Genomic DNA, 19,631 nt, shown 5'->3' with positions numbered 1-19,631 from the left:
CCCATGCTTGTCAAATCGGCAGAATTTGTCACCAGTGCCGTCAAACCCACTCAGTACCCCGAGGCGCTGCTGCCCGAGGTGGCGTTTGCCGGTCGCTCCAACGTGGGCAAATCTTCGCTGATCAACACCCTGGTCAACCGCAAACGACTGGTGAAAACCAGTTCCACGCCCGGCCGCACCCAGCTGATCAATTTTTTCACCGTCAACCAGAACCTGTCCCTGGTGGATCTGCCCGGCTACGGGTATGCCCGGGTTCCCGAGTCGGTGCGCCGTCACTGGGGACCGATGATCGAAACCTATTTGAAGGGGCGCGAAACCCTCAGGGCCGTGGTGTTGATTCTGGATATCCGGCGGATTCCCGGTATCGAGGAACAGAATTTCATCGATTGGCTGTCGCTCTACGGGCGGGCGGCCATCCTGGTGCTGACCAAGGCGGATAAATTGTCGAAATCGGCCCAGAAAAAGCAGCGCCGGGCCATTGCGGGAGCCCTGAACGTGGATGAAACCGCATTAACCCTCTTTTCCGCCAAAACGCGGCAGGGATTGCCACAGGTCTGGTCGGCCATCGAAAGGGTCACTGGCGATGAATAACGAGATCAATCCTGATGCGACCGGCGCTTTCCGATCCGGTTATGTCGCCATCCTCGGTGCCCCCAATGCCGGCAAATCCACCCTGCTTAACCGCATGCTGGGGCAGAAGCTGTCGATTACGTCGAAAAAGCCCCAGACCACCCGAAATCGGATTTTGGGTGTGGTGCACCGCCAGTCGTCCCAGATGGTTTTTCTGGATACCCCGGGGATCCATCGGGCCCGCAACCCGCTCAACACCCGCATCGTCGATGCCGCCCTGTCCACCCTTGCGGAAGTCGACCTGATCTTGCTGGTGGTGGATGCCATCAACCCGGACAAGGCGTCTGAACAGCTGCTCCTGGAAAAACTCGATCAGCATCAGCGTCCGGTGGTGCTGGCGCTCAATAAAATTGACCAGGTTCAACGGCCGGCCCTCCTCTCCCAGATCGAGCACTGGTCGGCGGCCTTTGATTTTTCGGCCGTGGTCCCGATCAGTGCGAAACGGGGCGAGCAGGTCGATCGCCTGCTGGATGCCATGGAGGCGGCCCTGCCTCCGGGCCCACCGTTTTTTCCACCGGAAAGCCTCACCGACCTGCCCATGCGGTTCATTGCCGCAGAGATGATCCGCGAAAAAGCCATCCGTCTCACCGGGCAGGAGATTCCCTACGCGGTGGCGGTAACCGTCGATCTCTTCAAAGAGGAGAAAAACGGGGCCCTGGCCCGCATCCATGCCACCATCCATGTGGAGCGCGATTCCCAGAAAGGCATCGTCATCGGCAAAAACGGCGCCAAGCTCAAACAGATCGGCGAGGCGGCCCGGCAGGAGATTGAAAACCTTTTGGCGACCAAGGTATTTCTCAAACTGTTTGTGCGCGTCCAGAAAAACTGGACCAAGGATACCAAGGCGCTGCGTAAGTTCGGGTACTGATGATTCTTTCCTTTCATCCCTGCTATGAAGCGGATGCCAATATTATTTGTGCCGGCCGAGAGCCGGATGAAAAGGATCTTGCGGTGATCCGCACCGCCGAGGCGGTGATTTTGCCCCAGGGATGCCGCGAATCGCTGTACCGCCTGAGCCGGCAGCATTGCCGGCATGTTTTTCCCGATTATGACATGCGGTTCAACTATCCGGGAAAAACCGGTCAGGCCAGGCTTTTTCGGGCATTGGCCGTTCCCCATCCGGAAACCTGGCCGTTCGATGACCTGTCCGACTATGCACAAAGGGCCGGACGAATGCCCAAGGATGGGCTGCCGCTGGTTTTCAAGCTGGACTGGGGCGGTGAAGGCGAAACGGTTGTTCTGATCCGCAGCGCAGCCGACCTTGAAGCCGCCCTCTCAACGGCGGCCGCCTATGAGCGTTCCGGCCAGCGCGGATTTATTCTGCAACGGTTCGTTCCGGGAACCCATCGGACCTTGCGGGTCGCGGTGACCGGAAAGCGCCTGACGGCCTATTGGCGGATACAGGAGAACCTCCTGGTTTTCGGTACCAGTGTGGCCCATGGTGCGCGGATCGATCACGATTCGGACCCGTTGCTGCGCCAGGCAGGCCTGGATCTGGCCCGGGACTTTTGCCGGCGGTCAAAGATCAACCTGGCCGGGTTCGATCTTATTTTTGAAAACACCCAAAGCCAAACCAGGCCGCTGTTTCTGGAAATCAATTACTTTTTCGGCAGGACCGGGCTCGGCGGATCGGACGCGTTTTACACAATGCTCAAGACCGAGATCGACGGCTGGCTGGAAGATCTGGGACTCAGTCTGAGTCCGGCGGTAAAAAATGAACGTCCCGATACGATCGGAGATTAGCCATGAACCCCTATGCGTATGACCTGGACGAACGGGATCTTAAACGCGAGCGCCAGAAAGCCCGCGAACTCAGACAATCCCAGTGGTGGAAACGGCGTTGCGCCAAAGGCCGTTGCCATTATTGCGGTAGACCGACACCGGCCGGTGAGCTGACCATGGATCACATCGTTCCGATCGCCAGGGGCGGTAAAACCACCAAAGGCAATGTGGTTCCCGCCTGTAAGGCCTGCAACAACAAGAAAAAACAGCTGCTGCCCATGGAATGGGACGCATACCTGCAGTCGTTTCACACGCAGCCTTGACCGTCATGCGATTTCAAGGGCACGCATCCTCTGGCGGCCCCTTAGTTTTTACAACCGGTTTCATTCTCCTTGGTGTATAGCTGTTGACATTACAGCGAATCTATCTTTTAATCACTTGTAATCACGCATAATCACACGACGCCCAAGCATTCACGGAACCTCAACCCCCGGAGGTCTGGCTGATGCGACCGGAAGACGAAAACACAATCCTGCTAAAAGCGCTGGATGCGTTCAATCGCAAAATAGTTGTCATCTCTAAAGATTTTCGTATTCTTGCCTATGCCGGCACGGATGTTCTGGCCGATGGGGATCGGCTGACCGGAAAATGCTGCCATCAGGTTTTTTATCAGCGTTCCGAACCTTGCGACAATTGCCCGGCCAAAAAGGTGATGGATACCCATTCGCCTTCCCTGCGGGAAACCTCGTCAAGTATTTTGAACAAATCCAAAAGGGCCTGCCTGTATGCCTACCCCGTTTCCGACCCTGAGGGGCAGGACACCATAACGATTTTCAATTTCGAGCTTCCGGCCCTGGAAGGGCTCGAGTCCGATCTGCGCCGGGCCAACAATTTTTTACACAACCTGCTCCAGAGCGCCTGTGATGCCGTGGTTGCTGCCGACATGACCGGGAAGATGATCATTTTTAACGACGCGGCCGCCGAGATGACCGGATTAACGGTCGAAGAAGCGCTGGAGAGCCTGAATATCAGGGATGTTTACGAAGGCGGTCCCGCGGAGGCCAAACGGATTATGCGCTATCTGCGGGGAGAGGAGTACGGCGGCAGAGGCAAGGTGAAAAAATACAGCACCAATGCAGTGGATAAAAATGGGGACAAATTCCCCATCAGTCTCTATGCATCCATCATTTACGATGAAAATGGCAAGGAGGTCGGCTCGATCGGTTTTTTCCACGATCTTCGCGAACGGATTCACATTCAGCAGAAACTGGAAAAAACCCAGCTTCAACTGATCCAGTCCGAGAAGATGGCTTCCCTGGGAAAGCTTTCCGCCGGAGTGGCCCACCAGCTGAACAATCCACTGGGCGGCATCACCCTTTACACCAAGCTGATGCTCGAAGATTACGATCTCGAAGACAACGCCCGGGAGGATCTGTATCGCATTTTAAACGATGCCCAACGTTGCCGGGACACCGTCAAGGAACTGCTCGAATTCGCCCGCCAAACCCGCCAGTTCATGAAACCACTGAACATCAACAAGGCCATCGAACAAACCCTTTTTCTTATCGAAAATCAGACCCTGTTCCACAATATCCGGGTGAAGAAGAATATGGCGCCGTTTGTTCCGCTGGTCGTGGCGGACTCACAGCAATTGGGCCATGTGTTCATGAATATCATTATCAATGCCGCCCAGGCCATGGACGGACAGGGGACCATTACGATTACCACCCGGGAGTCTGCCGCCAAAGATCGCGTGATTATCGATGTCGCCGATACGGGACCGGGTATTTCATCGAAAAACCTGGCGCACATCTTTGAGCCTTTTTTTACTACCAAGGAGGAAGGCCAGGGAACGGGACTGGGGTTAAGTGTTGTTTACGGCATTGTCGAAAACCATGGCGGCACCATCTCGGCGCGAAGCGTTTTAGGCCGCGGCAGTACCTTCACCATCGAACTTCCCGTCACCCACGAAACCGAAAAAGGAGTTGAAGATGCAGAGCACGCCTGATCCCGTAACCGTTCTGGTGATCGATGATGAAAAAGGCATCCGGGACGGATCGAAGCGGATCCTCGACCGGATGGGATGCCAGACCCTGACCGCTGAAAATGGTGAAGCGGGCCTGGCCACTCTGGGACGCAGCGATGCGTCGATTGTGCTTCTGGATCTTAAAATGCCCGGAATCGACGGGATAGAGGTGCTCAAACGAATCCATACCATGAACCCTGAGATTCTTGTGATTATCATTACCGGATTTGCCACCATTGAAACGGCCATCGAGGCCATGAAGCAGGGTGCCTACGATTTTATTCCCAAACCCTTTGAGCCGGATCAACTGCGCATCGTGGTGAACCGGGCCTGGGAAAAACTGTCGCTCAAAAAAGAGGCGGCAAAACTGGAAAAGGCGCGGCGGCGCACACTGGCCGACCTGGGTACGGAAAGAACCCGGATTCACACGATTATCGATTCATTGCCCAACGGCATTGTGGTAACCAATGCCGATGGAACCGTGGTTCTGATGAACCCGGCGTTTGTGCGGGTTCTGGAACTGCCCGCGGATACGGCCACCGGCCAACCGATTTCCGCCTACATTGAGGAAGAGGGCCTGTGCCGGTTGATTGTGGAGATATCCAGCGGCCGGCACGTCGATTTCGATGATATCCCGACCTATGAATTTTCCGCTGGTGAAGAACGATTTTTTATGGCCCGCGGCCGACCCGTGCTCGGAGAACGCAAGGAGTGCCTGGGGGCGGTGGTTACCATCGTCGACATTACCAACATGAAGGTCCTGGACCGTCTCAAATCCGAATTTGTGGCCAAGGTTTCCCATGAACTGCGCAGCCCGCTGTCCACCATTCACGAACAGCTGGCCCTGGTGCTCAACGACCTGATGGGGCAGCTCAGCGAATCGGATGAGCATCTGCTCTCCCGGGCCAAGGAGAAGACCCAGGGCCTGATTTCCACCATCGGCGACTTGCTGGATCTTTCGAGAATCGAATCGGGGATCACTTGCCAGGAACTCAAGCCGGTCCAATTGGAAGAGTTGCTCGGCAATATTGTCGATTTCCTTGGCACGCGGGCCAGAACCAAAAGCCAATCCCTGACGCTGGAACATCCGGATCAGCCCCTGCCCACCATCAAGGCCGATCCGTTGGCCCTGGAGAGTGTTTTCGGCAACCTGATCGCCAACGCGATCAACTACACCCAAAACGGTGGTGAGATCGTGGTCCGTCTGGACATGACCGGAATCAACCTGCGCATCCGAGTGATCGATAACGGGTTTGGCATCGAGGAGCGTTACCTGGACAAGATCTTCGATCGTTTTTTCCGGGTGAAAACCGACAAGACCCGTTTTATCACCGGCACGGGACTGGGACTGCCCATCGTCAAGGGGCTGGTGGAGTCATTGAAGGGGCGCATCAGTGTTGAGAGCGCGCCCGAAAAAGGGAGTACATTTACGGTTCTGCTTCCCGTGGATTGAAGAAGACCACCGGTTTTTGCTTGACCGGTGGGTTCCGATTGGCTACTGAATAAACAAAAAATTGATGACGGCATCCGTGGCTTGGTCCGGATGCGTCAAGAATTGAGTTATGCAACAGGCATCAGCCACCCAGACTCGAACTGGGTGGCTGTTCTATTTTTAAGGGAGGAAAACGTGACGACGCTGCTGGCCATCGACAACTACGATTCGTTTACCTACAACCTGGTGCAGATGTTTATGCGCTACGACCTTTCCATCGATGTGGTGCGCAGCGACCAGGTGACCCTGCAGCAGGTGGCGGCCATGCGGCCGGACTACCTGCTGGTCAGCCCGGGACCGAAAGACCCGGCCCATGCCGGCATTTCCAAGCGGTTGATCGAGCGGTTTTATCAAACGATTCCCATTTTTGGGGTCTGCCTGGGCATGCAGTGTATCAACGAGGTGTTCGGCGGGCGGACCGTGCGCGCACCCGCACCGATGCACGGCAAGACCAGCCGGGTGATTCACCATCAGGAAGGACTTTTTTGCGGCATCCCCTCCCCTTTTCGCGTGGCCCGCTATCACTCGCTGGCCGTCGAGCCGTCGGCCGCGGCGTTGAAAGATGCGTTGGTCGTCACCGGCCGAACCGGCGATGGAACGATCATGGGGCTTTCCCACCGGTTTTGTCCCCTGCATGGTGTGCAGTTTCATCCGGAGAGCTTTCTTACCGAGCACGGATTTGGCGTGATCGAAAACTTCCTGCGACGGGGACCGCTGAAAGCCGCCCTGGTCGACGGCCCCCGGCAAGTTAACCCTTTTGCGTATCAGCCCCTTGAGACGGGTCCGGCAATCGGTATGGAGGGGCGCTGCTGATGGCTTCGACCGATCTTTGGCTGCCCGAAATCACAGGCGTCTGCACCCGCCCGCTCGATCTGGAAGAACCCTTCCATGCCCTGGCCGCCCGTTTTGCCCATGAACCGGGCTGTGTGGTGCTGCTTTCCGGGGGACCGCTGGACAGCGCCCGTTATCACCTTCTGGCCATACGGCCCTGGCTCGAACTGAGCGGACGGACGGGTGGATCGACGATCACCATCGATGGAACCGCCCGGGACGATTCCCGGGAGCCCCTGGACCTTCTGGATGTCGTCCTGAAGCGCTGCCACCTTGAGATCGGGGAGACCACCGATCCGATTCGTGCCGGTCTTTTCGGCTATCTGGCCTATGACCTGAAGGACAGCCTGGAACACCTTCCCCGTACGGCCGTCGATGATCTCGGCCTGCCGCACCTGCTCCTTTACGCCCCCGCCCTGATCGTGGTGCATGACAAGGTTGACGGCCGCACCATGCTGTATGCGCCAATCCGTCAGGATCTCGGGATCGATGCGGCGGAAGGGCGGATTGAGGATTTTCTGGATGACATCGGCGGGCCGGCCCCGGTTCCCGGCGGGTTTTCAGGAACCGGAAAAGCCTTTACCTCCAATTTCTCGCGTGAGGCCTACGAGGCGGCCGTCGAACAGATCCGCGACTATATCGCTGCCGGCGACGTGTATCAGGTCAACCTTTCCCAGCGTTTTGAAATGGGCTTTGCCGGCGACACCTACAGCCTGTTCAGCACCCTTTACCAGATGAACCCCGCACCGTTTTTCGCTTATGTCAACGCAGGTGATCACCAGATCGTCTCCACCTCGCCCGAACGCTTCCTGCAGCAGTGCGGCCGGCGGGTGGAAACCCGGCCGATTAAAGGCACCCGCCCCCGGGGTCAGACACCCGAGGCGGACCGGCAGATGCAGGTGGCACTTTCAGAAAGTCCCAAGGATGATGCCGAGCTCTCCATGATCGTGGATCTCATGCGCAACGACATCGGGCGGGTCTGCAGCGGCGGGTCGGTGGTCGTGAGCCAGCACAAACGGATGGAGGCCTACCGGAACGTCTACCATCTGGTTTCGGTGGTGGAGGGAACCCTGGCCGAGGGGAGGGGCGCCGTCGATCTGATCCGGGCCACGTTTCCCGGCGGCTCCATCACCGGTTGCCCCAAGATCCGCTGCATGGAGATCATCGATGAGCTGGAATCGCGACGGCGCCATGTGTACACCGGCAGCATCGGTTACATCAGCTTCCACGACACCATGGATCTCTCCATCGCCATCCGCACGGCCACGGTGGCCGATAAGCGGATTTTATTTTCTGTCGGGGGCGGCATCGTTTTCGACTCGGACCCGGCCGATGAGTTTGTCGAAACCCTGCACAAGGGCGAAACCCTGATGCAGGTGTTTCGGGGGGCGGATAAAGCTGCGGTCGTTGAAAAGGATGGTGGCCCCTGGGCATGGATGGACGGCCGGATTATCAGCCAGGCGGAAGCGATGGTGCCGGCTACCGACCTGGGCCTGCAGTACGGATTCGGCTTTTTTGAAACCATTCGGGTGGAAAAGGGCGCTGCCTGTCGTCTGGCGGCCCATCTGGAGCGATTCAACCGATCGTGGACGGCGCTTTTTGGCAGCCTGCCGCCGGATTTGACCTGGGAGGATATTATCACCCAGGTCGTCACCAAAAATAGTCTGGAAAAGGGCGCTGCCGCCGTGAAACTCCTAGCTACTCGCGGTGACACCGCGGCATCGCGATTCAATGGTACCCTGCTGGTGACGGCCAGGCCTTACGTGCATCGCCTGACGGCCCTGGGCCGCGTCGGTTTGAACCTGATCACCTACCCTGCCCCGCGCCTGACGCACCTGGCAGACCACAAAACGCTGAACTATCTTTTCTATTATCTGGCCGGGGCCTGGGCCCGCGAAAAAGGCGCCGACGAAGCAGTGGTTCTCAACCCTGACGGCAGCCTTTCCGAGACGAACACGGCCAGTATCCTGGTGGTGTCCGGCAAAACGGTTCTGCGTCCCCGTTCGCCGCATGCCCTTCCCGGGGTGATGCAGGCGGCGGTCTGCAGGTGGTTTGCCGAAAATGGGTTTTCCCTTGCCGATCAGGCCATCACACCGCAATCGCTGGCGGATGCCGACACGGTTCTGCTTACCAACGCCCTCATGGGGCCGGTTCCGGCGTTGTCACTGGATGGCCGGCCCCTCCACGTGGAACACCGATTGTGTGAACAACTGGCACAGTGGTTCTCCGGTCTGTAACGGTTAAAAGGCATCAACAAGAATCAACGCGTAATAAGAAACTTAAATATTTCGGAGGCACTGACACCTATCTTATCGTCATATGCTTCAGTTTGGGTTAGCCTGTTCAAGCAATTCCGCAACATCAATTCCCCAAAGCGGTTTGCCTTTTTCGAAAGTCGTTCCCGGAGCAATGCGGTAAACCCCGTAATTACTTTTAATGTCTGAGTTTTTAACACAAAGCCAGGAACCGTCCGGTTGTTTTTCGAATTCCTTAGGCGAGACTTTAACTGCTTCATTCATAGCCGTGCTCCTTTCTTTATTGAAGATGATTAGGGTTGAATCAGTTGTCTTTATGAGCATTGTCGTAAAACCAACAATCGGGAAGAACATTGCCTTAGGATCGGGGATGAAATGAATTGAACGTAATTGCGCCGGGCTTGTGTTCGTCTTCAAGGCGCATCAAGGGTTGCATACCGGGAGTATGTGGCCGTTGATGCAACGCGGAAGACGGGCGCAAGAACAAGCAATTTCGTTTAATTAATAAAATTCCCGATCCTTATGCCGCATGTGCCATAATGCATACCAATAAAAGCATATTTTGAGAAAGTCAAGGGGTTGCTGATCGTGATGATGGGTGGCCATGGGAAGCTTCTTGATGCATCTTCATTCCTAATCCAGACATTTTCAAATGGCACGCCGATGGAAAAAAATGGCAAAGGGAGAGTAAACGATAGCCCTCCCCTATATATTTTTACCAAGCGATGTTCCGGTGGACCGCAGATCCTGGCAGGCCTGCATGATACGATCGGCCATGTTTCTCTCGGCTTTCTTGCCCCAGGAACGCGGGTCGTAAACCTTCTTGTTGCCCACCTCACCTTCAATTTTCAACACACCATCATAATTTTTCAGCATGTGGTCAACGACGGGACGGGTATACGCGTATTGGGTGTCGGTGTCGACATTCATTTTAACGACACCATAGTCAAGCGCTTCGTGGATGTCTTTAAGCTCGGAACCGGAACCACCATGGAAAACCAGATTAAGGTAACTGTCCCGACCTAATTCCCTGACCACCGCGTCCTGACCGTCTTTCAGGATTGACGGCTTGAGCACAACATTCCCTGGCTTGTACACGCCGTGGACATTGCCAAAGGTGGCCGCCAGGAGAAAACGACCCATGGCGCCGAGTTCCCTGGCTGCAAGCACCATATCCTCAGGGGTAGTATAGAGTTTCTCTTTGGGTGCGCCGGAGGTGTCGTGGCCGTCTTCCTCGCCACCGACAACCCCGGTTTCAATTTCCAGAATCAATTCGTTGGCCACGCAGTCTTCCATGATTTTTTTGGAAGCGGCGATGTTTTCCGCCATGGGCAGGGCGGAACCGTCATACATGTGGGAGCAGAACAGGTTGGGTTGTCCGTTGGCACGGCGTTTTTGGGTTTCTTCAATCAGCGGCATCAGAAAGGTATCCACATACTGCGGATGACAATGGTCGGTATGCAGGGCGATGTTCACATCGTAGTAGACCGCCATGCTGCGGGCAAATTCGGCCAGGGCGATGGCCCCCTTGTAGGACTCGTTGACCCCGAGCCCCGAGGCAAAACTGCCGCCTCCCGTGGACACCTGGATGATGCCGTCGGAGTTGGCTTCCTTGAATGCCAAAAGGGCGGCGTTGATGGTTTCGCTTGAGGTGGTGTTGATGGCCGGGTAGGCAAATTTGTTCTTTTTTGCGTGATCCAGCATCTGGCAGTATTGCTGATAATTGACGATTGGCATGATGGGTTTCCTTAATTGGAGGTGGTTTGGGGGCACTATGGTTTTTTCTCCATCATTTTAAAGGAAATGGCAAGGTAAAGAGGAGATGGCAAGGTAAAGCAATTCGTCCGTGCAAAGAGTCTTGACATGTTTGTATAGTAACTATACATATGTGAAATGGATCCACGAGCCCAAACATTGGCCGAGCTCCTCCTTCGGGTTTTCAACAAATTCGCCCGCAACGAAAAACAACCGCGTCGCTTTGGCATTGACAAACTGCTGCACCCGTCCGAGATCCACATGGTTATGCTGATCGGCGATAACCCGGGAGTCCATGGCGCCGAGTTGGCCCGGATGGCCGGCGTCACCCGGGGTGCGATCTCCCAGATCGTTGCCAAGCTGGAAAAAAAAGGACTTGTGCGAAAGGCCGAGGAACCCGGAAACAGTTTGAAAAAGGTGCCGGTCCTGACCAACAAGGGCAAGGTGGCCTATTACGCCCATGAGCAATACCATGAGGAGATGGACAGCGACCTTTATGCCTATGTGAGAAAATTGAGCGGTGAAGAATTCACGGCTGTCGAAAAATTTTTGCGTGAACTTGAAAACATGGCGGATCGGCGGCGTTAATTTTTTTTGTGGATAAAGTATAGGAGCTAAACATAACGGAGGGTGAGTCAATGCCAAAACTGTGCAACCCCCAATCGGAAAGCGGCTATCGCCTCATGGTCTGGACCTTCAGGCTCATGGACCTGTTTGCCAAGCCCGACCGGCACCTGGATGCATTCGATTTGAAAAAGGAAATGGTCGTGGTGGACTATGGTTGCGGACCCGGCCGGTATCTCCGCAAGGCCGCCCAGATGGTGGGGCCAGACGGCAAGGTTTTTGCCGCGGACGTCCACCCCATGGCCATCGACCTGGTGAAGCGAAAAATTGAAAAGCACCGTTTGACCAATGTGGTGCCGGTATTGCTGGACGATCAACCGGCAACCATCGCAAAGCAGTGTGCCGATGTGGTCTATGCCTTGGATATGTTCCACCAGGTGGATGATCCGGTCGGTTTTTTGGCCGATATTCATCGCATCATCAAGCACGAGGGCGTGTTTTACCTGGAAGACGGACACCAGGACCGCAGTCAAAGCCTGGGTAAGGTCCGGCGCTCAAACCATTGGCGGGTCATCCGGGAACACAAGCGGTTTATTGAACTGAGAACCCGCCGTGACTGATTGGGATCCTTGTTCCGTTCATCTTTTCCAGAACCGCACAAGGAAAAATGGAGACGATTCAAAAAAAGCATCTTCTCTGACGTGTTTTGGGATGAACGACACCACTCCCCTTCCCGGGAGGCGTAAAAAGATGTTCAGCTAAAAATTGACAAATCATCGCGATTCTGGCAAGTTGCATCGATCCTTGACTGAAATGTCAAAGCTTGAATTGGTGGGATTATCCCTTTTTGTACCCAAACCCTCTGCCTGAACGCAAAGACGCCCATGATTATCAATGCCATCCTGACCCATCCACGGCTGAAACTCCTGCTGGCCCTTTCCCGTACGCCCCACGGCATCATCGACATCGCCACCCCGGCCCTGGCCGCCCTGTTGTGCCTGGGGCATTTCCCGTCCCTATCTGTCCTCTTGCTCGGGCTGTTGACGGTTTTTTCCGGATATACGGCTGTCTATGCCCTCAACGACATCGTGGACTACCGCACGGACAAAGAGAAAGTCCGTTATGGCGGCTACAGCGATGGGGAGGACTTTCTCGACGGGGTGCTGGTGCGTCATCCTCTGGCCAAGGGTGTGCTCGGGCTCACCGACGGTATCCTGTGGGCAGTCGGATGGGCGCTGGTGACCATGCTGGGGGCATGGTTGCTCAACCCGGTCTGTTTGTTTATTTTTCTGGCCGGCGGCATTTTGGAAGTGATCTATTGCCGATTGTGGCGGGTCACCCCGGCAAGGGCCCTGATCAACGGCATTGTCAAATCCCTGGGGGCCGTGGCGGCGGTTTTCGCCGTGGATCCGCAGCCGTCCGCTGTTTTTTTGATCGTTTTGTTGGGGCTGATTTTTTTCTGGGAAATTGGCGGGCAGAATATTCCCAACGACTGGACGGACATCGAGGAAGACCGACGCTTCAAAGCCAAGACCATTCCGGTAAAGTTGGGATTGGTCCGGGCCGGTCTGCTTTCCATTGCCTGCCTGACGGTGGCCTACCTGTTGACCTTTATGCTGATGTGGGTATCACCGCTGAGGTTCAACCCCCTCTATTTGCTGGCCGTCGCCGGTCTGGGCGCCTGGCTGCTGTTGTTTCCGGCCCTGCGGCTGGTGGAGGAAAACGACCGCAGCCAGGCCATGGCGCTGTTCAACAAGGCCAGCCACTATCCCCTGAGCCTGCTGGCGGTGGTGCTGGTCAGGATAATCATCGGGTAGGATTACCCAAACGCCTATCTTTTACTCCCCACATGGGCCACGCTGATGCCGTTGGTCATGGCTTCCCAGTTCACGTTGCGCAGGCCGAGGTCGGTCAGCATGGCGGCCAGCTCACCTGGCAGGGGAAACATGCGGATGGTTTCGGGAAGGCAGGCATAGGATTCGGCTGATCCGGCCAACAACTGCCCCAGGGCCGGCATGATGTTGAACGAGTAAAAATCGTAAAGGCTGCGAAACACCGGGTTGAGCGGCCGTGAGAACTCCAGGCAGAGCAGTCTGCCGCCCGGTTTGAGGACCCGGATCATTTCGGAGAAACCGGTTTTCAGGTGGGTGACGTTGCGGATGCCGAATCCCACCATGGCACAGTCGAAAGTGTTGTCGGGAAACGTGATCGCCTCGGCATTGCCCTGGACATAGCTGATATGCGACAGGTCGGGATAGGGATCGATTTTGTGGCGGCCGGCCTGGATCATGGCGAGGTTGATGTCGAAGATCACCACCTGGCCCGCCGGACCGGAACGCCGGGCCGCCAGGATGGCAAGATCCCCGGTGCCGCCGCACACGTCCAGCACCCGATCTCCGGGCTTCACCCCGAGCATGCGCACGGCAGCGCGTTTCCAGGCATGCTGGATGCCGAAGCTGAGCAGCGAATTCATAAAATCGTACTTGGGTGCCACCCGGTCAAAGTGGATCCGCACGGCCTCGGCCTTGTTTTCCTCGGCAAATTCGCGGATGCCGAAACGGGCCTTGCCGGTGGCACGGATGTAATCGTCGAGTTGCTCCTGTCGTTTATTACCGTCGAACCAGCGGGGATTCTGCCAGAGGGCCATGGGGTTCCTTTCCACTCTTTTCGTTAGATTTCATCGGCATCACCGCCGGAAGTGCATCATATAGTTCATTGCCGTGCTGCGGCAAAGGGCGGCATACCCGCCAAGGGGGATGTAACGCAGACCGGACAGGTCGATGCATGACAGCCCGGCCTCGGTGCCCCATTTTTTCAGCTCGTCCGGTTTCACCAGCTTATCGAAGGTATGGGTGCCTTTGCGCACGATCCCCAGCAGGTATTCGGAGGCGCCGATGACCAGCAGATGCGCCAGCCAGGTGCGGTTGACGGTTGCGAAAAAAACGTCGCCGCCGGGTTTCACCAGCCGCCCGCAGGCGTTCAGGATCGAGGCCGGACGGGGCACATGTTCCAAAAGTTCCATGCAGACCACCACATCAAAGGTTGCCGGCGCCGCATCGGCCATGGTTTCGGCCGTGGTCTGGCGGTAGTCGATGGCAAATCCGCTTTCGCGCATGTGAGCGCGGGCCACCCCCAAGGAGGCCTCGGCCATGTCGATGCCCGTCACCCGGGCGCCGCGCGATGCCATGGCCTCGCTGAGCAGGCCGCCCCCGCAGCCCACGTCCAGTACGCGTTTGCCGGCAATGACGGCCCGGTCGTCAACGTAGTTGAGCCGCACGGGATTGATGTCGTGCAGGGCCTTGAGTTCCCCCTTTGGATCCCACCAGATGGCGGCCATGGTGGAAAAACGGGAAATTTCGCCGATGTCGATGTTGTCGTCTGGATTCATTGGCCGTTGCTGGTGCGGGTTGATGGGAAGTGCTGGTCGGTTCCGGCCGGAGAAATAGCAGATGGCGGCGGCAGGATCAAGGGTGATGGGAGGCGGGGTGGTTGCATTTGAAATCCGATTGTTTTACCTGTTGGTGATTCTTTTTACCCCATGGGCACACTTTAATGCATATACCGCAAATAAGGGGTGCAATATTTGGAATTTCGCCGAATACGTCACGCACTTGATGTACGCATTTTTGGAGGTTAATAGCCTCTGACCTGCTTGAATAATGGCTGTTGGTATTGACGCCAAGGATTGCGTTAGCTGGGCAATGGTCTTTGCATTGTTGACATTTTCCGCATCTGTTTTTTATAGGTGAATCCGGCAAGAGATCAGCGTCAGTAAGAACTGTTGCAAGCCTAATTCTAGGGCCAAAATCAGGATTTACAACCAACAGACTTTTACCCTGCCAGCCTATACCCGCAGCTATTGCAACTGCTTTGTGTGATATATACGATGTCCATTTTTTTGAATCGAGTATTTGGCTAGCAGGGATAGGAACTGCTTGAGCTCCGTTTGATTGTAAGAGATTTGTTGCTTTTATGGCAAGGTCGTCCAGTAGCGCATTTACTCGACTGTAATGAGATGAATATAGAGGAGTGGGCTGTTTGTCAATCATGTCTATTGCTGGATCAGAAAGACGTACTGCAATACTCACTGCTCTGGAAAACCCATTTAAAAGGTCATTTGGTTCTGTATCGATTCCAGATAGTTTGGCAATATCCGCCACTCGGACAATGCTTGCTCCACAACTCTCTAATTTTTCAATAAACGCTGTTTTATCAATTAATGATTTCATCGAGCTTTTCCCTCATGGATAGCCGTAATAGCCAAATCATAATTGTCACGGACATTGGAAATCAGATATGGCAGTTTTTGTGTAATCAGTTGATTCTTGAATGAACCTCATTTTCCATTATATCCACTTAGGATATACCCACAATGGAAAGCAAGCCCAAGTTCATGCCGGATCCGAACTTGAAGCTGATCGATCAGATTCGCCAAAACACAGACCACGACCTCCCGTTGTCATGTCCCAGGAAGAAACTCAGGACGCTTTGAGCCAAATGAAGCGGTTCTGAAACAAGGAGCCCTAATTTTTATATTCGATTTTCCCCCCAGTCACCACCAGTTCTGGCGAAAGCAGGCCCGACAGATAACAGAGATCGGACGGAGCCTCCATATCCCAGAGGGTGATGTCCGCGTCCTTGCCCGGCTCAAGACTGCCCTTGGTTCCATTGATGCCCAGGGCCCGGGCACCGTGCAGGGTGGCGCCGGCAATAGCCTCTTCGCAGGTCATGCCGAAGAGAATACAGGCGAGGTTGAGAACCAGGGTCATGTTGAACACCGGGCTGGTGCCGGGATTGAGGTCCGTGGCCAGGGCCATGGGCATGTCAAGGGACCGGAACAGCTCCATGGGCGGGATCTTGATCTCTTTGAGATAATGAAAGGCGCCGGGAAGAAGTACGGGGATTACGCCGTTTTCCGCCATGGCCTTGGCACCAGTAGGGGAGAGATATTCCAGGTGATCGCAGGATAGGGCCTTGAAGTCCGCAGCAAGCGCCGCACCGTCACAGTCGGAGAGCTGTTCGGCGTGCAGTTTGAGACCAAATCCCATATCGGTGGCGGTCTTGAATATCCTGCGGGTCTCTTCTCTGGAAAAGGCGATTTTCTCGCAGAAAACGTCTACGGCCGAGGCGACGCCCTGGGCCTTCACCGCCGGTAGCATCTCTTCAACCACCAGATCCGTGTAGGCGCCTTGGCGGCCTTTGTATTCCGGGGGCAGGGCATGGGCGCCCAAAAAAGTAGCATGGATATCCTGAGGACAGGTTCGATCCATTTCTCTAACCACGGAAAGCATTTTCAGCTCTGAATCCATGTCCAGGCCGTAGCCGGATTTTACTTCAAAACAGGTGATGCCCTGGGTCAGAAAATGATGCGCTCGTTTGAGGCCGATGGCCAGGAGCGCTTCGGCCGATGCCGCGCGGGTGGCGCTGACCGTTGAGGCGATCCCACCGCCCTGGGCCGCGATCTCCCCATAGGAGGCGCCCTTGAGGCGCATCTCGAACTCATTGGAACGGGAACCGCCCCAAACCATGTGGGTGTGGCAGTCCACGAATCCGGGCAGTAGCCATTTCCCTTCGCAGTCGATGACCGTCTTGGCCAGGCTGGCCGCCTCTTCGGGTAGGTTCGCCATGGCGCCGATCCAGGCAATGGTTTTTCCCGATACGGCCAGGGCCGCATCTTTCTTAATATGGTACTTGCCCGCGGCCATGGTGGCCAGGTTGGCATGGGTAAAGAGCAGGTCACAAAGGGAGGGGAAGCGGTCGGGCATTTTCTTCTCCTAAAATTCGGCTGCATGGTGTGTTGGTATTATGTTGTTGACAATTCTACCCCTACTTGTATATACAAGTATAGAGGTGAAGTCAAGATCAATCATTGCCTGTATTCTAATTAAGGAAACACGATGGAAAACGGTGGCGCGCCCTATGCCCTCTATCAGAAAATAAAACAGAGCATCATCCGCGACATTGACTCCGGAACCCTGAAGCCCGATGACAGGGTTCCGTCCGAAACCCAACTGGCCAAGTCTTTTAGCTCCTCGCGAATGACGGCCAACCGTGCGCTGAAGGAGCTGACCGAGGAAAAACGAATCGTTCGGATTCAGGGTGTGGGCACCTTCGTGGCCCGGCCCAAGCCTGAAGCGGCCCTGCTTGAGATCAAGAGCATCGCAGAGGAAATCCGGGCCTGGGGCGGGGAGCACATTTCGGATGTCATTTGCATGAAAGCCGAGGTTTCCCCTTCCGATGTCAGTTTGAAGCTGGAATTGCCTTTGGGATCGGAAGTGTTCCACACCGTGATGGTGCATCGGGACAGAAAGGTGCCGGTGCAATATTCCGAACGATGGGTCAACCCGGCCGTGGCGCCCGAATTTCTTGAACAAGATTATTCCGTGACCACCCCCAGCGATTATCTGCTGGAAGTGGCCCCGCTGCAGGAGGCGGAGCACGAGATCGAGGCCATTCTTCCGGACCGGACCGTGGCCTCGTTTTTGGCCATCGATCCCGGCACGCCCTGTCTGCGGTTGACCCGTAGAACCTGGGCACTGGATCAGGTGGCCACCTTCAGCCATATTATTTCTCCGGGAGACCGTTATACGCTCAAGGGACGCTTTCAACGGCAGTAAAGGAAAAAAACCATGGGCAAAACAAAGAGGCTCGCACCCCTGATTCTGGAATCCTGCGAGGGGTTGGCCCCGATCCTTAACGGCACCCAGTTCATGTAGAGTTTTAAGGAAAAGAGATATGAAGAAAATAATCGAATGCGTTCCCAATTTCAGCGAGGGACGGGACGAGAAAGTGATAGGCGCCATTGCCGAGGCCATCCGGAACACCCAAGGGGTGACCCTTGTGGACGTGGATCCCGGCAAATCCACCAATCGGACTGTTTACACCTTTGTCGGGGATGAAACGGCCATTGTGGAAGGGGCGTTAGCCGGGGCCAGGGTGGCCAGGGAGATGATCGATATGCGCCATCACAAGGGAGAACACCCAAGGTTCGGCGCCATGGATGTCTGCCCGTTCGTTCCCGTGGCGGGCGTTACCATGCAGGAGTGCGCCGAGATTGCCAAGGCCTTTGCCAAAAGAGCGGCGGATGAACTTAAGGTGCCATTCTTCCTGTACGAAGAGGCCTCGGACCGCGATTACCGCAAAAAACTGCCCGACGTGAGAAGGGGAGAATACGAGGGGCTAGATGAGAAGCTCAAGGATCCCAAATGGGCACCGGACTTCGGACCTGCGGAATTCGTTCCCGCCTGGGGCGCGACCGCCACCGGCGCCAGGATGTTTCTCATTGCCTACAACGTCAACCTTCTGGCCACTTCCAACCAGGCCCACCGCATCGCCCTGGATCTTCGGGAGGCGGGCAGGGGACCCCGCCAGCCCGGCAAGCTCAAGGATGTCAAAGGCATGGGATGGTACATGGACGAATACAATCTGGCCCAGGTCACGGTGAATCTCAACAACTACAAGGTCACCCCCCTCCATGTGCTTTTCGAGGAGGTTAAAGAAAAAGCCCGGGAACTCAACATTGCCGTGGCCGGTTCCGAAGTTGTGGGCGTGGTGCCCCTGGCGTCCCTGCTCATGGCCGCGGATTACTACATCGAAAAGGAAGGGCTGTTCATCTACCAGGAGGAGCAGAAGATTCGGCTGGCCGTGGAGCGTTTGGGGCTTAACTCGGTTGCCCCGTTCAATCCCAAGGAGAAGATCATCGAATACATCGTGGCCGAGGCGCCTGACGAGCCTCTGGCCAGCCTGAGCGTGCGGGAATTCATCCAGGAGGTGGCGGCACGCACTTCCGCGCCCGGCGGCGGGTCGGCATCGGCCCTCATGGCGGCCATGGGCGCAGGGCTTGGTGCCATGGTGGCCAAGCTCACCCAGGGGGTCAGGAAATTCGAGGATCGCGAAGCCCACATGCAGGCCGCCATTCCGGTTCTTCACGATCTGACCCAGTCCCTGATTCCCATGATCGACAAGGACACCCATGCCTTCAACGAGTACATGGATGGCTTGCGGATGCCCAAGTCCACGGAAAAGGAAAAAACGGCCCGCAAGGCCAAGATGCAGGCCGGCCTGAAAACGGCGGTCCAGGTGCCCCTGAACACCATGCGCCTGGGGGAGAAGGCCTGGAATGCCCTGTGCGAGACAGCGAAATACGGCAATCCCGCCTCCAAGTCCGATGTGCAGGTCGGGGCAAGGGCCCTTGAAACCGGCATCTGGGGCGCCTTTCAAAACGTGTTGATCAATATCGCGGGCATCGAGGACGAGGTATTCAAGGAAAAAACCATGGCCGAAGCAAAGGCCATCGAAACCCGGTCCAGGGAAAAATGCGCCGAGGTGTTGGCGATTTTGGAAAAAAATTAGAGGG

The 19,631-nt window shown here is 55.9% G+C and carries 19 protein-coding genes; 13 read left to right on the top strand and 6 right to left on the bottom strand.

Annotated elements, in window-relative coordinates:
* The first annotated feature begins 3 nt into the window (after window positions 1-3).
* The 8 genes from yihA (at window position 4) to pabB (ending at window position 8,938) form a co-directional block, all read left to right on the top strand.
* On the top strand, window positions 4-591 hold the full coding sequence (yihA, locus tag GN112_RS18180) for a ribosome biogenesis GTP-binding protein YihA/YsxC (RefSeq protein WP_155311521.1): 588 nt from the start codon (window positions 4-6) through the stop codon (window positions 589-591).
* A complete protein-coding gene (gene era / locus GN112_RS18175) occupies window positions 584-1,498 on the top strand; it encodes a GTPase Era (RefSeq protein WP_155311520.1) in 915 nt (304 codons plus the stop codon). The genes yihA and era overlap by 8 nt, the downstream gene beginning before the upstream one ends.
* Window positions 1,498-2,373 carry an ATP-grasp domain-containing protein gene (locus GN112_RS18170; RefSeq protein ID WP_155311519.1) on the top strand — a complete coding sequence of 292 codons (876 nt, stop codon included), beginning with the start codon at window positions 1,498-1,500 and terminating at the stop codon, window positions 2,371-2,373. Before era ends, GN112_RS18170 begins: the two co-directional genes overlap by 1 nt.
* Before the next feature lie 2 nt (window positions 2,374-2,375).
* Window positions 2,376-2,675 carry an HNH endonuclease gene (locus tag GN112_RS18165; RefSeq protein ID WP_155311518.1) on the top strand — a complete coding sequence of 100 codons (300 nt, stop codon included), beginning with the start codon at window positions 2,376-2,378 and terminating at the stop codon, window positions 2,673-2,675.
* Between the two features lie 182 nt (window positions 2,676-2,857).
* Complete coding sequence (locus GN112_RS18160) at window positions 2,858-4,360, top strand: two-component system sensor histidine kinase NtrB (RefSeq protein WP_155311517.1); 1,503 nt, start codon at window positions 2,858-2,860, stop codon at window positions 4,358-4,360.
* Window positions 4,344-5,831, top strand: coding sequence for an ATP-binding response regulator (locus tag GN112_RS18155; RefSeq protein WP_155311516.1), 1,488 nt, complete (start codon window positions 4,344-4,346; stop codon window positions 5,829-5,831). Before GN112_RS18160 ends, GN112_RS18155 begins: the two co-directional genes overlap by 17 nt.
* A gap of 174 nt (window positions 5,832-6,005) precedes the next feature.
* Window positions 6,006-6,683, top strand: a complete 678-nt coding sequence (locus GN112_RS18150) for an anthranilate synthase component II (protein WP_231717055.1) — start codon at window positions 6,006-6,008, stop codon at window positions 6,681-6,683.
* Window positions 6,683-8,938, top strand: a complete 2,256-nt coding sequence (gene pabB / locus GN112_RS18145; protein ID WP_155311514.1) for an aminodeoxychorismate synthase component I — start codon at window positions 6,683-6,685, stop codon at window positions 8,936-8,938. Before GN112_RS18150 ends, pabB begins: the two co-directional genes overlap by 1 nt.
* An 87-nt stretch (window positions 8,939-9,025) precedes the next feature.
* On the opposite strand, the gene GN112_RS18140 is transcribed toward pabB, so the two are convergent.
* Complete coding sequence (locus GN112_RS18140; protein WP_155311513.1) at window positions 9,026-9,220, bottom strand: hypothetical protein; 195 nt, start codon at window positions 9,218-9,220, stop codon at window positions 9,026-9,028.
* A 441-nt stretch (window positions 9,221-9,661) separates the two neighbouring features.
* Window positions 9,662-10,693, bottom strand: coding sequence for a class II fructose-bisphosphate aldolase (gene fbaA, locus GN112_RS18135; RefSeq protein WP_155311512.1), 1,032 nt, complete (start codon window positions 10,691-10,693; stop codon window positions 9,662-9,664).
* Window positions 10,694-10,870: 177 nt separating this feature from the next.
* Between fbaA and GN112_RS18130 the strand changes: the two genes are divergently transcribed.
* The 3 genes from GN112_RS18130 to GN112_RS18120 all read left to right on the top strand — a co-directional run bounded on the left by GN112_RS18130 (window position 10,871) and on the right by GN112_RS18120 (window position 13,092).
* A complete protein-coding gene (locus GN112_RS18130) occupies window positions 10,871-11,299 on the top strand; it encodes a MarR family winged helix-turn-helix transcriptional regulator (protein WP_162458991.1) in 429 nt (142 codons plus the stop codon).
* 50 nt (window positions 11,300-11,349) lie between these two features.
* Window positions 11,350-11,895 carry a class I SAM-dependent methyltransferase gene (locus tag GN112_RS18125; RefSeq protein ID WP_155311510.1) on the top strand — a complete coding sequence of 182 codons (546 nt, stop codon included), beginning with the start codon at window positions 11,350-11,352 and terminating at the stop codon, window positions 11,893-11,895.
* Window positions 11,896-12,159: 264 nt separating this feature from the next.
* The gene (locus GN112_RS18120; protein WP_155311509.1) at window positions 12,160-13,092 is read left to right on the top strand and encodes a UbiA family prenyltransferase; all 933 of its coding nucleotides are present in this window, start codon (window positions 12,160-12,162) and stop codon (window positions 13,090-13,092) included.
* Window positions 13,093-13,106: 14 nt separating this feature from the next.
* Here the strand turns inward: GN112_RS18120 and ubiE are convergent, their stop codons facing one another.
* From ubiE to hutI, 4 genes are all read right to left on the bottom strand, one after another.
* A complete protein-coding gene (gene ubiE, locus GN112_RS18115) occupies window positions 13,107-13,922 on the bottom strand; it encodes a bifunctional demethylmenaquinone methyltransferase/2-methoxy-6-polyprenyl-1,4-benzoquinol methylase UbiE (protein WP_155311508.1) in 816 nt (271 codons plus the stop codon).
* A gap of 39 nt (window positions 13,923-13,961) precedes the next feature.
* Window positions 13,962-14,663, bottom strand: a complete 702-nt coding sequence (ubiG, locus tag GN112_RS18110) for a bifunctional 2-polyprenyl-6-hydroxyphenol methylase/3-demethylubiquinol 3-O-methyltransferase UbiG (RefSeq protein WP_155311507.1) — start codon at window positions 14,661-14,663, stop codon at window positions 13,962-13,964.
* Between the two features lie 76 nt (window positions 14,664-14,739).
* Window positions 14,740-15,504, bottom strand: a complete 765-nt coding sequence (locus GN112_RS18105; protein ID WP_155311506.1) for a 4Fe-4S double cluster binding domain-containing protein — start codon at window positions 15,502-15,504, stop codon at window positions 14,740-14,742.
* 294 nt (window positions 15,505-15,798) lie between these two features.
* Window positions 15,799-17,040, bottom strand: coding sequence for an imidazolonepropionase (hutI, locus tag GN112_RS18100; protein ID WP_155311505.1), 1,242 nt, complete (start codon window positions 17,038-17,040; stop codon window positions 15,799-15,801).
* 132 nt (window positions 17,041-17,172) lie between these two features.
* On the opposite strand from hutI, the gene hutC reads away from it, so the two are divergent.
* Window positions 17,173-17,892, top strand: coding sequence for a histidine utilization transcriptional repressor HutC (hutC, locus tag GN112_RS18095; protein ID WP_155311504.1), 720 nt, complete (start codon window positions 17,173-17,175; stop codon window positions 17,890-17,892).
* A gap of 118 nt (window positions 17,893-18,010) precedes the next feature.
* Window positions 18,011-19,627, top strand: coding sequence for a glutamate formimidoyltransferase (ftcD, locus tag GN112_RS18090; protein ID WP_155311503.1), 1,617 nt, complete (start codon window positions 18,011-18,013; stop codon window positions 19,625-19,627).
* Window positions 19,628-19,631: the final 4 nt, after the last annotated feature.

This window comes from Desulfosarcina ovata subsp. ovata (assembly GCF_009689005.1).
Taxonomy (GTDB): domain Bacteria; phylum Desulfobacterota; class Desulfobacteria; order Desulfobacterales; family Desulfosarcinaceae; genus Desulfosarcina; species Desulfosarcina ovata.
The sequence above is the reverse complement of the archived record's forward strand: the minus strand, read 5'-3'. Positions and strand labels throughout refer to the sequence as shown.